Origin of the sequence: Pseudoxanthomonas sp. z9 (assembly GCF_006542425.1) — a bacterium.
In the GTDB taxonomy this organism is placed as follows: domain Bacteria; phylum Pseudomonadota; class Gammaproteobacteria; order Xanthomonadales; family Xanthomonadaceae; genus Pseudoxanthomonas_A.
Window position 1 is genome coordinate 811,861 of record NZ_VFID01000007.1, and the last position, 13,533, is coordinate 825,393.

The 13,533-nt window shown below is 67.9% G+C and carries 13 protein-coding genes; 4 read left to right on the forward strand and 9 right to left on the reverse strand.

Annotated features, from left to right (window positions below; translation table 11 throughout):
- Positions 1 to 40 precede the first annotated feature (40 nt).
- The 3 genes from FG323_RS10800 to oleC all read right to left on the reverse strand — a co-directional run bounded on the left by FG323_RS10800 (position 41) and on the right by oleC (position 2,917).
- Positions 41 to 199: a DUF1328 domain-containing protein gene (locus tag FG323_RS10800; protein ID WP_141454537.1), complete on the reverse strand. Its 159-nt coding sequence runs from the start codon at positions 197 to 199 to the stop codon at positions 41 to 43.
- A gap of 61 nt (positions 200 to 260) precedes the next feature.
- Complete coding sequence (gene oleD / locus FG323_RS10805) at positions 261 to 1,274, reverse strand: 2-alkyl-3-oxoalkanoate reductase (RefSeq protein WP_141454538.1); 1,014 nt, start codon at positions 1,272 to 1,274, stop codon at positions 261 to 263.
- The gene (gene oleC / locus FG323_RS10810; protein WP_141454539.1) at positions 1,271 to 2,917 is read right to left on the reverse strand and encodes an olefin beta-lactone synthetase; all 1,647 of its coding nucleotides are present in this window, start codon (positions 2,915 to 2,917) and stop codon (positions 1,271 to 1,273) included. The genes oleD and oleC overlap by 4 nt, the downstream gene beginning before the upstream one ends.
- 100 nt (positions 2,918 to 3,017) lie before the next feature.
- Between oleC and FG323_RS10815 the strand changes: the two genes are divergently transcribed.
- Positions 3,018 to 3,449: a YkgJ family cysteine cluster protein gene (locus FG323_RS10815; RefSeq protein ID WP_141454540.1), complete on the forward strand. Its 432-nt coding sequence runs from the start codon at positions 3,018 to 3,020 to the stop codon at positions 3,447 to 3,449.
- Between the two features lie 30 nt (positions 3,450 to 3,479).
- Here FG323_RS10815 and FG323_RS10820 read toward each other — a convergent pair whose 3' ends face one another.
- The 4 genes from FG323_RS10820 to FG323_RS10835 form a co-directional block, all read right to left on the reverse strand.
- Positions 3,480 to 4,376 (reverse strand): alpha/beta fold hydrolase, encoded by an 897-nt coding sequence (locus FG323_RS10820; RefSeq protein WP_141454541.1) that lies wholly within the window; start codon positions 4,374 to 4,376, stop codon positions 3,480 to 3,482.
- 65 nt (positions 4,377 to 4,441) lie between these two features.
- On the reverse strand, positions 4,442 to 5,458 hold the full coding sequence (locus FG323_RS10825; protein ID WP_141454542.1) for a 3-oxoacyl-ACP synthase III: 1,017 nt from the start codon (positions 5,456 to 5,458) through the stop codon (positions 4,442 to 4,444).
- Positions 5,459 to 5,766: 308 nt separating this feature from the next.
- Entirely contained in the window at positions 5,767 to 6,081 is a 315-nt protein-coding gene (locus FG323_RS10830; RefSeq protein ID WP_141454543.1) for a DUF4156 domain-containing protein, read from the reverse strand.
- Between the two features lie 143 nt (positions 6,082 to 6,224).
- Entirely contained in the window at positions 6,225 to 9,104 is a 2,880-nt protein-coding gene (locus FG323_RS10835) for a pitrilysin family protein (RefSeq protein ID WP_141454544.1), read from the reverse strand.
- Between the two features lie 114 nt (positions 9,105 to 9,218).
- Here FG323_RS10835 and FG323_RS10840 point away from each other — a divergent pair, with 114 nt between their 5' ends.
- From FG323_RS10840 to trmL, 3 genes are all read left to right on the forward strand, one after another.
- The gene (locus tag FG323_RS10840; RefSeq protein ID WP_141454545.1) at positions 9,219 to 9,923 is read left to right on the forward strand and encodes an SDR family oxidoreductase; all 705 of its coding nucleotides are present in this window, start codon (positions 9,219 to 9,221) and stop codon (positions 9,921 to 9,923) included.
- Between the two features lie 420 nt (positions 9,924 to 10,343).
- Complete coding sequence (locus FG323_RS10845; protein ID WP_141454546.1) at positions 10,344 to 10,736, forward strand: hypothetical protein; 393 nt, start codon at positions 10,344 to 10,346, stop codon at positions 10,734 to 10,736.
- A gap of 329 nt (positions 10,737 to 11,065) precedes the next feature.
- On the forward strand, positions 11,066 to 11,542 hold the full coding sequence (gene trmL / locus FG323_RS10850; protein ID WP_141454547.1) for a tRNA (uridine(34)/cytosine(34)/5-carboxymethylaminomethyluridine(34)-2'-O)-methyltransferase TrmL: 477 nt from the start codon (positions 11,066 to 11,068) through the stop codon (positions 11,540 to 11,542).
- A gap of 23 nt (positions 11,543 to 11,565) precedes the next feature.
- Here the strand turns inward: trmL and FG323_RS10855 are convergent, their stop codons facing one another.
- A complete protein-coding gene (locus tag FG323_RS10855) occupies positions 11,566 to 12,846 on the reverse strand; it encodes an FAD-dependent oxidoreductase (RefSeq protein ID WP_181444170.1) in 1,281 nt (426 codons plus the stop codon).
- Positions 12,843 to 13,505 carry a M15 family metallopeptidase gene (locus FG323_RS10860; RefSeq protein WP_141454639.1) on the reverse strand — a complete coding sequence of 221 codons (663 nt, stop codon included), beginning with the start codon at positions 13,503 to 13,505 and terminating at the stop codon, positions 12,843 to 12,845. The genes FG323_RS10855 and FG323_RS10860 overlap by 4 nt, the downstream gene beginning before the upstream one ends.
- Positions 13,506 to 13,533: the final 28 nt, after the last annotated feature.

The window sequence follows — 13,533 nt, forward strand, 5'->3', positions numbered from 1 at the left end:
ACCCATACGCCCGCGCCCGGCCGCGCGCTTGGCCGGCGTGCTACACGCTGCGACCGCGGAACAGGGAAATGATGGCCAGGATCAGGAAGACGACGAACAGGATCCAGGCGATATTGCTGGCAGCGCCGGCGATACCGCTGAAACCCAGCACCGCCGCAATCAGGGCGATAACGAAAAAGATGACGGCATAGCGCAGCATGGGATCTCCTGAAACACGGGCGCGCTCCATTCGGCGCACGTCCATGCTGGAATCCCGAGAGTCACGGAGAAGTGACGACGGTGTTGTCGCGGAGTGATGACTTCAGCCGGGTGATGCCCTCGTTAAAGGACACCCTCGGCACATAGCCGAAGTCCTCGCGCGCGGGCGTCATGTCGTACCAGTGGGTGGTGCTGAGCTGCTCGGCCAGGAAACGGGTCATCGGCGGTTCGCCTTTCAGCGGCAGCATCGTCCACAGCGCCTCGCAGACCGCGCCGATGCGGTAGGCGGCCTTGAACGACAGGTGCCTGTCCACGCCCGGCGCACCGGCCGCGGCCAGGAGGGTGTTGAGCAGCTCCCCCATCGGCTTGGGCTCGCCGTTGGAAATGAAGTAGGCCTTGCCGGCACAGCGCGCGCCGGGCGCCAGATGTTCGAAGGCGTCGAAGTGCGCCTGCGCGGCGTTGTCGATGTAGGTGGTGTCCACCCGGTTGCTGCCGTCGCCGACGATGCGCAGGCGGCCGGATTTCGCGCGTTCCACCAATCGCGGCAGGATCTGCTGATCGCCCGGTCCCCAGATCAGCCGCGGGCGCAGCGCCACCGTCGCCAAGGCCGGACCGTTCGCGGCCAGCACCGCTTTCTCGGCGATCAGCTTGGTGGTGGCGTAGGGCGCCTTGAAGCCCTCGCCATACGGCACGCTGTCGGCGGTGCCGCCTTCGACCGGATGGGTGGCGCGATGGGTCACGCTGGGTGTGGAGGTGTAGACCAGCCGGCCGATGCCATGCTGGCGGCAGGCGGCCAGCACGTTCTCGGTGCCGACCACGTTGGCCTGGTGATAGAGCCGATAGGCGCCCCAGGCACCGGCCTTGGCGGCGTTGTGGAAGATCGCGTCGACGCCCGCGGCCGCGTGCATCACCGCGTGCGCATCGGCCAGATCGCCCTGCACCTGGCCCACGCCCAGCGCGGCCAGTGCGGGATAGTGGCCGCGGTTGAAGCTGATGACGTGGTGGCCGCGTTCGACCAGCCCCCGGCACAGGGCCTGGCCGAGGAATCCACCGCCGCCGGTGACCAGGATCTTCATGCGCGCTGCTCCAGCTGCTGGGTCGCCCAGACCGCAAGTTTCTCGCGGCCGATCTTGGCGTTGTGGCGGATGTCCACCGGGAAGCCCGGATGGCAGAGGAAGGTCTCGATGCCCGCCGTGTGCGGATGGCGCTGCGCGAGCGTGCGCAGATCGGCGGCCACGGCGTCGCGGCGCATCGCCGCGACTTCCGGCAGCAGTTCGAAACACAGCACCGGTCGCTGGCATCCCGGTTCGCCCACGCCGACCAGCGCGGTGCGGCGCACGTCCGGGAGGGTGTTGAAAATCGGTTCGGCCTGTTCGGTATAGAGCGGTCCCCGCGCGGTTTCCACGCGTTGGGTCTTGCGGCCGCAGAACCACAGCCGGCCCTCGCCATCGAAGTAGCCGACATCGCCCATGCGATGGACGATGCGTTCGCCGCCTCCGTCCAGGCGCTCGCGGATCTTGGCGATCCGGGTGGCGGCTTCGCGGTTGAAATAGGTGTCGGTGGCGGTCGGCCCGGCGACGGTAATCTCGCCGACTTCGCCGGCCGGCAACACCCGCACCACGCCCCAGTCGGCGATGGCGCCATCGTCGATGCCGATGATGCGCACCTGGTTGGGCGGCACCGGCCGGCCCACGCAGGTGCCGGCGCCGGCCTCGGTGGCCTCGCGCGTGGCTTCCAGTTCGCGGCCTTCGATGACCGCCACCGGCAGGCACTCGGTCGCGCCGTAGGGTGTCCAGAACTGCGCGTCGTCCGGCAGCAGCGCGCGCATCCGGGCGACCGTGTCCGGCGGCACCGGCGCGCCCGCGGAGGTCACCCGGCGCACCGTCGGCAAGGGCTGGCCATGGTCGGTGAGCACCTTCATCAACGCCGGCGAACCGAACAGCTGGGTCACGCCGAACCGCGCGATCGCCGCGTGCAGTTTTTCCGGATCGGCATTGGCCGGCCGGGTCGGATCCATGTCCGGGATGATCGAGGTCAGGCCCAGCGCCGGGTCGAACAGCGCGAACGGCGGGAAGGTCGGCAGGTCCACGCCGCCGGGCTGCATCGCGAAGGCCTCGCGCAACAGTTCGATCTGGGCGACGAAATGGCGATGGCGGTACACCACGCCCTTGGGCACGCCGGTCGAGCCGCTGGTGAACAGGATGCCGGCCACGTCGTCGGGCGCGGTCGCCGCCAATTGCGGACCGGCGCCCTGCCCCGCGCGTTCCAGCCGCGCCAGGGTGGTGCCGCCCCAGCCCCAGCGCGCGCCGACGGTGACGATCCGGCGCGCGCTTCGCGCCCAGCCCAGCAGCAGGCGCGCGAGCTGGGCGAGCGGGATGCCGATGAAGGCTTCCGGCGCCGCCTCGTCCAGGCATTGCTTCAGCGCGCGCTTGTCGATGCCTGGATCCACCAATACCGGCACCGCGCCGGCCTTGAACAGGGCGAACATCAGCAGGAAGAACTCCGGCGTGGGCCGGACCATGACCACGGTGCGGGTGCCGCGGCCGATACCGTGGCGGCCCAGGCCGGCGGCGATGGCGTCGCTGCGGGCATCCAGTTGGGCATAGGTGAGTTCGGTGGCATAGCGGCCATCACGGCCCGGGCAGCGCATCGCGACGCGGTCGGGCTGCTCGCGCGCCAGCCGCGGCAGGGAAGCGGCGATGTTGCAGGATTCGGTCATCCGCCCATTGTCGCCGCTGGACGGTACTTGCGTCAGCCGAGAGAGGCCTCACAATTCCGCACCCCTTCACCCCTCCTCGCGCACCGCCCGAGCCTTTCCCATGCATCCCTGCCTGACCTGCGGCGCCTGCTGCGCCTACTTCCGCGTCAGTTTCCACTGGAGCGAAACCGACCCGGCCCTCGGCGGTCCGGTGCCGTCCGAACTGACCGAGCCGTTCGACCCGCACCGCGTGGTCATGCGGGGGACCTGGGAACAGAAACCGCGCTGCGTGGCGCTGGACGCGGAAATCGGCGTGCGTTCGCGCTGCAGCATCCATCCGCAGCGCCCGACCGTCTGCCGCGACGTGCCGGCGTCATGGGAATTCGGCGAAGCGAGCCCGCAGTGCGACAAGGCCCGCATCGCCTGGGGCCTGCCGGCGCTGACCGCGGCGGACTGGCGCTGGCGCGACGGCGCGGCCAACGACGAAGACAGCAATCCGGACGACCACGACAACGATCCGTCTACCCCGCTGCCGCCGATGCGGGCGGCCTGATCCCGCGCCGGAAGGACGCGTCCCCTGCGATCAGTCCGCCGTCAGCGGATGCCGTTCCAGGAAGTCGCGGATCAACGGCACCAGTTCGGCCGCCTTGTCTTCCAGCACGTAATGGCCGGCATCGTCCCAGGCATGCACCTCCGCCTGCGGCAGCGCCGCGCGGAAACCGGCGAGGAAGTGCTGGTCGAACACGAAATCCTTCAGCCCCCAGCCCAGCAGCGCGGGCCGATCGGCGAATTCCGGCAGGCGCCGTCCGGCTTCTTCCAGCAAGGCCCACGCTTTGTCGCCATGGCCGAGCGGGATGTCCTGCATGAAGCGGACCGTGGAAATGCGGTTGGCCCAGCTGTCGTAGGGCGAGACATAGGCGCGGCGCACGTCGGCCGGCATCTTCTTCTCCACGCCCAGGTAGGACGCGCCGCAGGAGAACGCGTTGAACGCGCGGATGATGAAGGCGCCGAACTTCCAGTCGCGGCCCAGCGCGATCTGCCAGGGCATCGGCTTGGCCTGCGGCAGCGGGAAGGCCGCGGTGTTGGTGATCACCAGCCGCTTGACCTGATCCGCGTGCGAGAGCGCCCAGCCGAACCCGATCATGCCACCCCAGTCGTGCACGGCCAGCGTCACCGGGCCGGTGATGCCCAGGTGGCGCAACAGCGACGCCACGTCGTCCACGCGCGATTGCAGGGTGTAGTCGTAGCGGTCATCGGACGGCTTGTCCGACAGGCCCATGCCGATGTGGTCCGGTACGATGCAGCGGTAGCGATCGCCCAGGCCCGTGACCAGGTTCCGCCAGTAGTAGCTCCATGACGGATTGCCGTGCAGCATCACCACGACCTCGCCATCGCGCGGGCCCTCGTCCAGATAGCTCATGGACAGGCCGGGGCGGACTTCGAAGCGCTGGGGAGTGAAGGGGTAGCCGGGAAGGTTCATCGCACGGTGCCGCGGTAAACAAAAGGGCCGGCGAACCGGCCCTCGGAAAGGTCAGTGGGCCGGGGTTACCAGACCACTTCGGCCATCGAGCAGTTCAGGCCGGAACCGATGCCCAGCAGGGCGATGCGGTCGCCCTTCTTCAGCCGGCCCAGTTCCTTCAGCTTGCTCAGCACGATCGGCACGCTGGCCGGGCCGATATTGCCGTGCTCGCCGAAGATGGTCAGCACCTTCTTCGGGTCGATGCCGAACGCCTTGATGAAGGCAGCGGTGTGCACCTGGCTGACCTGGTGGATGACGAACTGATCCAGCTCGTCCACCGCCCAGCCCAGCGCCTGCTTGGCGGCGATGAAGGTCTTCTGCGCCAGCTTGATGCCTTCGATCAGCAGCATGCGGGTGTCGGTGACCATGCGGTCCAGGTTGCCGCGGCAGAGCTTGTTCCACTCGGTCGCCGAACGGGTCACGCCGCCCTTGTAGCGCGGCGCTTCCGGCACCAGCTCGGCGCGCGCCATGACCATCGCGGCGGCGCCGCAGCCCAGGGTCAGGGTGGCCAGCTCGTTGCGGAACTGTTCCTCGGTGATGTCCGGCGCGGTCATCCGCTCGAGGGTCTTCTTGTAGGCCAGGTTGGCGGTCTCGCCGTCCACGACCAGGGCGTAGTCGATCTCGCCGCGCTCGAGCATGCGGGCGGCGATGTCCATGCCGTTGATGAAGGCCAGGCAGGCGTTGGCGACATCGAAGTTCTGGCAGTTCTCGCTCAGCCCGAGGTTGCCCGAGACGATGCTGGCGGTGGACGGTTCCAGGTAGTCGCGGCTTACCGAGGTGTTGACCAGCAGGCCGATGCGATCGGCCGACACGCCGGCGTCGTCCAGCGCCTTCCTCGCCGCCAGCGTCGCCACGTCGGACGCCTGCTGCTCGTCGTCCCACAGGCGGCGCGCGTGGATGCCGGCGATGTCGCCGAGCACGTCCGTGCGGATGCCCAGGCGCTCAAGCGTGGGCTTGAGCTGCTCGTTGATTTCCTTGGAAGTCAGCGTGTGCGGCGCATCAACGTGCGCCAGTCCCGCGATGGAGACGTTCTTGAAGAGCATCGAAAGTAGCGCCAAGGCTCAGGCCGAAGGGGGCGACAAGGTTACCGGCTTCCGGACTTCACCGCATCTTTATGCAGGTTCTGACAAAGGGCCGGGCGGGCAATTTACGTGACGATTATCACATTTTCCGTACGCTGCCGTGTGGGCGAGCGCTGCCGAAGGCGGGGGCGACCCCATTCCGGGTGCCCCGACGGGCATCGCATGGCGTGACCCTTGCCGGAGCGGGCAGCCGCGATGGCCTCCGACAACATCATCCGGATGCCGCGCGTCGCCGGCGGCTCGGCAACCGGTTGGTCCTTGCCGGGACTTCAGCGCCCGCAGCGATACGCCGCGAAACGCTGTTCGCCATTGGCGGGGGCGCCCAGCGGCTGGATGGTGTCGGCCTGGATGCCCGGGGCCTCGTTGCGGGCCAGGGTTTCCAGCTCATCGCGCACGCGCAGGTCGTTGCGCTCGTAGAAGGCCACCTTGTCCTTGACCGAGACCGCGACCTCACCCTGCTTCTGGCAGTTGGCGGGCGCGACGCCGGCCGCGACGACCCGGACCGCCTTGGCGTTCGGTGCCAGCGGCACCCAGGTGCAGGCCGCCAGCGTGGTGACGGCGGCGAGGAGAATGAAAGTGCGCATGGATTCGCCTCTGTGCGGGAACGGCGGGCATTCTCGCCCAGCCGGGATGAATCATGGGTGGCTTCCGCCGCACGGCGGCGAAAGCGCGTGGACATCCGGAAACCCACGCGCCCCTTTCCACCGGGAAAGGGGCGCGGAGGGCCTCACTTCTTGGCGGCCGTCACCGGCTTGCCATCGGCATCGAGCACCGTGACCTCGCCAATCTTCAGATCCCGGATCGGCTGCTGGATCTTGGCCAGGTCGCCGACCACCACGTAGGTCAGCGCGTTCGGTTCCAGGGTCTTCGCCGCCGCGGTCACGTCCTTGGAGGTGATCGCCTCGTTGCGCGCCTTGTAGGTCAGGATGTAATCGTCCGGACGTCCATAGCGCAGGTTGCTGGTCACCTGGCCCATCACCGCGGCCGCGGTTTCGTAGGCACCCGGCAGCTCCAGCGTGTTGCTGGCGCGGATCTTGGTGACTTCGGCGTCGGAAGCCGGCGCCTCGCCGGTGGCGAAGCGGGTGATCTCCGCCTTCAGTTCCTTCACCGAGTCCACGGTCTTGTCGCTCTGCACGGCCGCCTGCGCGAACCACGGACGCTGGCCCAGCGTGTTCGACGCACCGCTGTACGAACCATAGGCCCAGTGCTTGTCCTCGCGCAGGTTCATGTTGAGGCGCGAACTGAACTGGCCGCCGAGCACCCCGTTGGCGAAATCGAAATCGATCGTGCCCTTGTCGCCGGTCGGCGGAATCAACTGGCCGACATAGATGTTGGACTGGATCGCGCCGGGCTGGTCGATCAGGAACACGCGCGGCGCGCCCGGCTTGGCCACGGTCGGCACCGCCGGCAGGGCCGGAGCGTTGGGCGCGGTCTTCCAGTCGCCCAGGCGGGCTTCGAGCAGCGGGACGATCTGGGCCAGGGTGGTGTCGCCCACCACGATCACGCGGGCCTTGTCCGGTTGCAGCCAGTCACGGTGGAATGCGGTCAGGTCATCCCGGCTCAGCGAGGCAATCGATGCCTCGGTGCCGCTGCCGGTGAACGGAATCGCGTACGGATGGCCCTGACCATACAGCAGCGGCGGCATCACCCGCAGCGCGGCGGTCTGCGGACGCGCCTTCTCCTGCTTGATGCCGGCGATCCAGGTCGCGCGCACGCGCTCGAGTTCGCCTGCGTCGAAGGTCGGACGACGCAGCACGTCGGCCAGCAGGTCCAGCGATTCGGGCAGCTTGTCGCTCAGCGCCGACAAGCCGACCGAGGCGCTGTCCAGACCGGCGCCGGTGGTCAGTTCGGCGCCCAGCGCTTCCTTGCGTGCGGCGAACTGCAGTGCGCTGTAGTCGCCCGCGCCCTCGTCCAGCATCTGCATGGTGAAGCTGGCGGTGCCGAGTTTCTTGCCCACGTCGGCGGTGTAGCCACCGGGGAACTGCACCGAGAGCTGCACCACCGGCGTTTCATGGCGCTCGGCCAGCACGACTTCCATGCCGTTGGACAGCCTGGCGCGGTGCAGGGCCGGGAACTTCAGATCCGGGAACGAGGCGGTCTTGGGCACGCCCTGGCTGCGGTCGACGTCGGTCTTGACCGTCTTGAACTTCGGATCCACCGCCGGGATTTCCGCCGGCCGGGTCGCCGGGGCGGCCAGCACGGTTTCCGGCAGCGAGGACAGCGGCTTGTCGCTGGGCTGCACCACCAGCGTATGCGAACCCGTGCCCAGCCACTGGCGTGCAACGGCCTGGATGCTGGCCGGGGTGGCCTTCATCAGTTCATTGAGTTCGTCGCGGTAGCAGTCCGGCTTGCCCTGGTAGACCGTGCAGGACGCCAGCACGTCGGACTTGCCGCCGAACCCGCCGATGCGCTCGATACCGCGCACGAAACCGGCGCGGCTGTAGGTGCGCGCCTGCTCGACTTCAGCGGCGGTCGGACCTTCGTTGATCAGGCGCTGGATTTCCTCGTCCAGCACTTTCTCCACCTTGGCCGGATCCACGCCGTCCTTGACGGTGGCGCTGACGATGAAGGTGCCGGCGATTTCGCTCAGCCAGGGCATGGTGCTGACCTGGTCGGCGATCTTGTCGCCATGCACCAGGCGGGCATCCAGCCGCGAGGACGCGCTGCCGCCGAGGATCTGCGAAAACAGTTCCAGCTGCGTCGCGTCCGGCGTGCCCATCTCGGCCACCGGCCAGGCGCGGTAGATGCGTACCTGCGGCACGCGATCGGGCACCGTCTCGCGGGTGTCCTGCGCGCGCTTGGGGATGTTGGGCTTCATGTCCGCCAGCGTCGCGCTGGCCGGGATGTCGCCGAAATAGCGGGTGACCTTTTCCTTGGCGGTCTTCAGGTCGATGTCGCCGGCCAGCACCAGCACCGCGTTGTTCGGGCCGTACCAGCTGCGGAACCAGGTCTTCACGTCGTCCAGGGTGGCGGCGTCCAGATCGGCCATCGAGCCAATGGTCTGCCAGCTGTACGGATGGCCCGGCGGATACAGGGCCTCGAAGATCTTGGTGTAGATGCGCCGGCCGTAGGGCTGGTTCTCGCCCTGGCGCTTTTCGTTCTGGACCACGCCGCGCTGTTCGTCCAGCGCCTTCTGGTCGATCGCGCCGAGCAGGTGCCCCATGCGGTCCGATTCCATCCACAGCGCCATGTCGAGTGCGGTGGTCGGCACGTTCTGGAAGTAGTTGGTGCGGTCCTGGTTGGTGGTGCCGTTCTGGTCGGTGGCGCCGACCAGCTCGAAGGGCTCGAAGAACTCGCCCTTGTGGTTCTCGCTGCCCTGGAACATCAGGTGTTCGAACAGGTGGGCGAAGCCGGTGCGGCCGGGTTGCTCGTTCTTGCTGCCGACGTGGTACCAGACGTTGACCGCGACGATCGGCGCCTTGCGGTCGGTATGCACGATCACCCGCAGGCCGTTGGGCAGGGTGAACTCCTCGTAGGGGATGACGATGTCGGTGCCGGCCGCCTTGGCCTGGGCCTGGGCGGGTACGGGCGCATAGGCCAGGCCGCCGAGGGCGGTGCCGAGGGCGACGGCAAGCAGCGCGGCACGCGGCCGACGGGATGCGATCATCGTGTGACTCCTTGTATACAGGTGCGGGATTCCCCAAGAACCCCGGATGCTAACCCGGTCGCGGGAGCCATACACTAGGCCTCATGGCACGTGCCCCTCAAAGCGAGGTGTCTCATGGATCGTCGCCACTGCCTGGTCACCGGTGCCAATCGCGGGCTGGGACTGGAGTTCGTCCGCCAATTGCTGGCCCGCGGCGACCATGTCATCGCCGCCTGCCGCCAGCCCGGCAAGGCCAATGCGCTCAACCTGCTGGCCGGTGAACATCCCGGCCGCCTGCAGGTCCTGCCGCTGGATCTGGCCGAGCCGCGCACGCATGGCGCACTCGCCAACGAAATTGCCCTGGTGACCGATGAGCAGCCGTTGGATCTGCTGATCAACAACGCCGGTGTGCTGCGTGGCGGGGAGCGTTTCGGCCAGGTCCAGGCCGCGGATCTGGAAGCCAGTTTCCGCACCAATGCCGCCGGCCCGTTCCTGCTGACCCAGGCGCTGGCCCCGCAACTGGCCGACGGTGCAACCGTGGCCAACATTTCCTCGGAAGTCGGTTCCATCGCGCTGCGGCAGGAGTTCCGCACACCCAGCTACGCGATGGGCAAGGCCGCGCAGAACATGGCGACCTCGTTGCTGGCCCAGGCGCTGGCGGCGCGGGGCATCAAGGTGGTCGCGCTGCATCCGGGCTGGGTCCGCACCGACATGGGCGGTGCGCAGGCCGCGCTTTCCACGCAGGAATCGGTCGCGGGCCTGCTGCATGTGATCCATCAACTGTCGCCCGGGCAATCCGGCGGCTTCTTCGACTGGCAGGGCCAGCCGCTGCCCTGGTGAACGTGTCCTGGTGAACGTGCCCGGGTGAACCTGTGCCAACGGAACCGGCCCCGGCGCAACCGTTTCCGCCTAAACGGCATCCAAACCAGCAAGCCCCGGAAATGACCGGATGACGGTGGGAAGGGCGTGTTGGAGGTCACATCCCGCCGCCAGCCACGTCCCGATAACCAAGAAACGGACGGCGGCACCCGGACACTGGCCGGACACGGACACGAAGAAAGAAACGGATTTCCTTTTGAATCAATAAATTGCAGTTGGCACGAGTCCTGCTTTACTTCAACTGCGAACAGAAGCAACCCAAGCAACCCTGACTAAACGCTGAACAAAGGAACTGCAAACACAAGTTCCGCTTGATCTGTCTGATTAGGTGTACTACCTTACTACCACACCACCCCACAACATCACTACAGAGGCAAAACAATGAACACCAAGACCCTGCTCCCGCTGACCGCCGCCGCCGTGTTCGCGCTGTGTGCCGGTTCCATGGTCCTGTCGGCCAACAGCTACGCCGACAACAACGCGCAGGCACAGGCCGTCGCTCCGGCGACCAGCCATGTGGTCGACCTGCCGGCCGTCACCGTCAAGCCCGAAGCCGCCGACCTGGCGCACTACCTGACCTACAAGGACGCGAAGGTCGTGAACCTGCCGGCCGTGACCGTGACGCCCGATGCGCGCGACCTGGCGTACTACCTGGCCACCCAGACCGCCAGCATCGTCGACATGCCGACCATCACCGTGCGTCCGTCGGCGGAAGATCTGCAGCAGTTCGCCGTGCAGGCGGGTGTGCTGGCCCAGCAGCTGGCCGCGCGCTGATTACCGGATTGATTCACGCAACCGCTTCAAGCTTCCACCTGCTTCATCGCTCCATCCTCCGGTAAAGCGCGTTCCAGCCGCTGCAGTACCCGCACTTCCGCCGCGCACCGTCCCGCGACGCGCGCGCAGGCCGCACCACCGAAGCCGTCGATTCCCGTTGAATCCGGCCACGAAGATTTCCGCGATCCCCCGGTCGCCAGGACAAGGAAGCCGCATCCCGCGATGCGGCTTCCCTCCAGAGCATGACAGGCACCCACCGGATCGCGGCCGGCTCCCTTCCGCTCGCCGCATCCATGGGAACCTTCCGGTCCGGCCCGTAGAATCCGCGCATGACCGCGCTTTCCCTTGATGTCCTGCTCTACCAGCCGGAAATTCCTCCCAACACCGGCAATGTCATCCGCCTGTGCGCCAACACCGGTGCGCGACTGCACCTGATCCGGCCGCTGGGTTTCGATCTGGATGATCGGCAACTGCGCCGCGCCGGCCTGGACTACCACGAATACGCCAACCTGCAGGTCCACGATTCGCTCGACGCCGCATTGGCCGCGCTCGCGCCGACGCGACTGTTCGTATTGAGCACGCGCGGCACGGTCCGGTTCGACCAGCCTCGCTATCAGCCGGGCGACGCGTTCCTGTTCGGCCCGGAGACCCGCGGACTGCCGCAGGACGTGCTGGACGCCCTGCCGGCCGAACACCGGCTGCGCCTGCCGATGCGCCCGGACAACCGCAGCCTGAACCTGTCCAACACCGTCGCGGTGATGGTGTTCGAGGCCTGGCGCCAGCAGGAATTTCCGGGCGGCGCCTGATTTTGCGCTTCAACGGCGCCCAGTCAGCGGCGCGCGCAGGTCCCGAAACGTGCGAGGCGGTAGGGCGCCAGCGAAATCGAATTCGCCTCGCCCGTCATCATCCGCGCCATCAGCTCGCCGCTGACCGGTCCCTGGGTCAATCCCAGGTGGCCGTGGCCGGTGGCGATGAAGATGCGCTCGTCATCGACGCGATCCAGGATGGGCAGCGAATCCGGCGTGCAGGGTCGCAGGCCGGACCAATCCGAAGTCGGTTCTCCGGCCAATGCCGGAAACAACCGACGCGCCTGTGGCGCAAGGCCGCAGATCAGGCCCGGCCGGGGCGGGCGCCCCGGCGCGGTCATCTCCTTGAATCCCGTGACCCGCACCCCCGAACGCATCGGTGAAACCACCATGTAGCGTTCCGCCCACAGGGTGGGGCGGCGCACGACGCCTTCCTGTCGCGGGTAGGTGGCGTGGTAACCGCGCGCGGCCGCCAACGGCAGGCTCAGGCCGAACGGCAGCAGCAGGGCCCCGCTCCAGGCACCGGCGGCGACCACGACCTGATCGGCATGGAGGTCGCCACCCGAGGTACGCACGCGGTAGCCCGCGCCTTCCCGCTCGATGGCCCGTGCGCTGGCGATCAGGATATCGGCGCCACGAGCGCTCAACCAGTTGAACAATCGGCGACAGAACTCGCCGGGCTCGCGCACGAACAGCGAATCGCGTTGCAGGACACCATGGCGCAAGAAATCGGCCAGGCCCGGTTCGAGCGCACGCAGTTGCGCGGCATCCAGCACATCGAACGCGACACCGTGCCGCTGCATGTGGGCACGCGCGCCGGCAGCGCGCTCGAACGTCGCGTCCTCGCTGTAGACATGCAGGTAACCGGTAGGGGCGACCAGATCCATCGCGCCGATGGTTTCGGCCAGCTCCAGCCACGCGGCGCGCGCGCCCTGGTTGAGTGCCTGGGTCGCATCGATGATCGCCGGCAGTCGCTGCGCGCCGCCGGCCCGCAGGAACCGCCACAACCAGCCGGCATAGTGCGGCCATGCACCCGCGTCGAGCTTGAAGGGCGCCAGTGGATCGCACAGCCCGCGCAGCGCTGGCCCAAGCATGCCGGGCATCGACTGCGGCATCAGATTGCCGATCGACACCGCGCCCGCATTGCCATGGGACGCGTCGCCTGCGGGTCCGCGCGGATCAACGAGCAGGCAGGACAGGCCACGGCGCTGCAACTGGAACGCCACCGACAGGCCCACGATGCCGCACCCGATCACCGCGACGTCGATGACGCGCGGCGGGGGCCGCCAGGAATCGGAACTCATTGCACCGGTATGTCGTAGGCGGTCGTGGGCGTAGGTTCCGGCTGGAAGGTGTAATGCCACCATTCCAGCGGATAGTTGCGGAAACCGCGGCGCTCCATCGCCGCGAGCAGGCGTTGGCGGTTGGCTTTCTGCTCGCCGCCGATGCGCGGATCGTCCGTGTTGGCCAGGGTGTCGAAGCGATCGAATCCGGTCCCCATGTCCAGCAACTCGCAGCGCGCGCCGTCGCACCGTTCCAGTCCCAGATCCACCGTGGCACCGCGACTGTGGCCCGAACTCTCTGCGATGTAGCCGTCCAGCAGCGTCGACTTGTCCAGGTTCGGATAGAAGCGCGCCTTGGTGCGCTGATCCGCCGGATCCCGCGCCCAGCGCACGAAGTCCTTCACCGCGCGCACCGGCCGATAGCAATCGAACAGGCGCAGGCGATAGCCGTCGGTGGCCAGATCCGCCGCCACCTGTTGCAGCGCCTCGGCTGCAGGCCGCAGCAGATAGCACTTCGGCGCCAGGTAGCCTTCCACGGTCCTGCCCACGAAGTTGTCGTCGCCGGCGTAGCGGATTTCGAGCGTCGCCAGCGGGACGCGCTCGCCCACGTCGACCAGATCGACCTGATCAAAGCGCGTCGCCGTCGAGACCGTCACCTCGCCGGCCTGGGCGAAAGCCATGCCCGCGATCACCAGCAGGCCCACACAC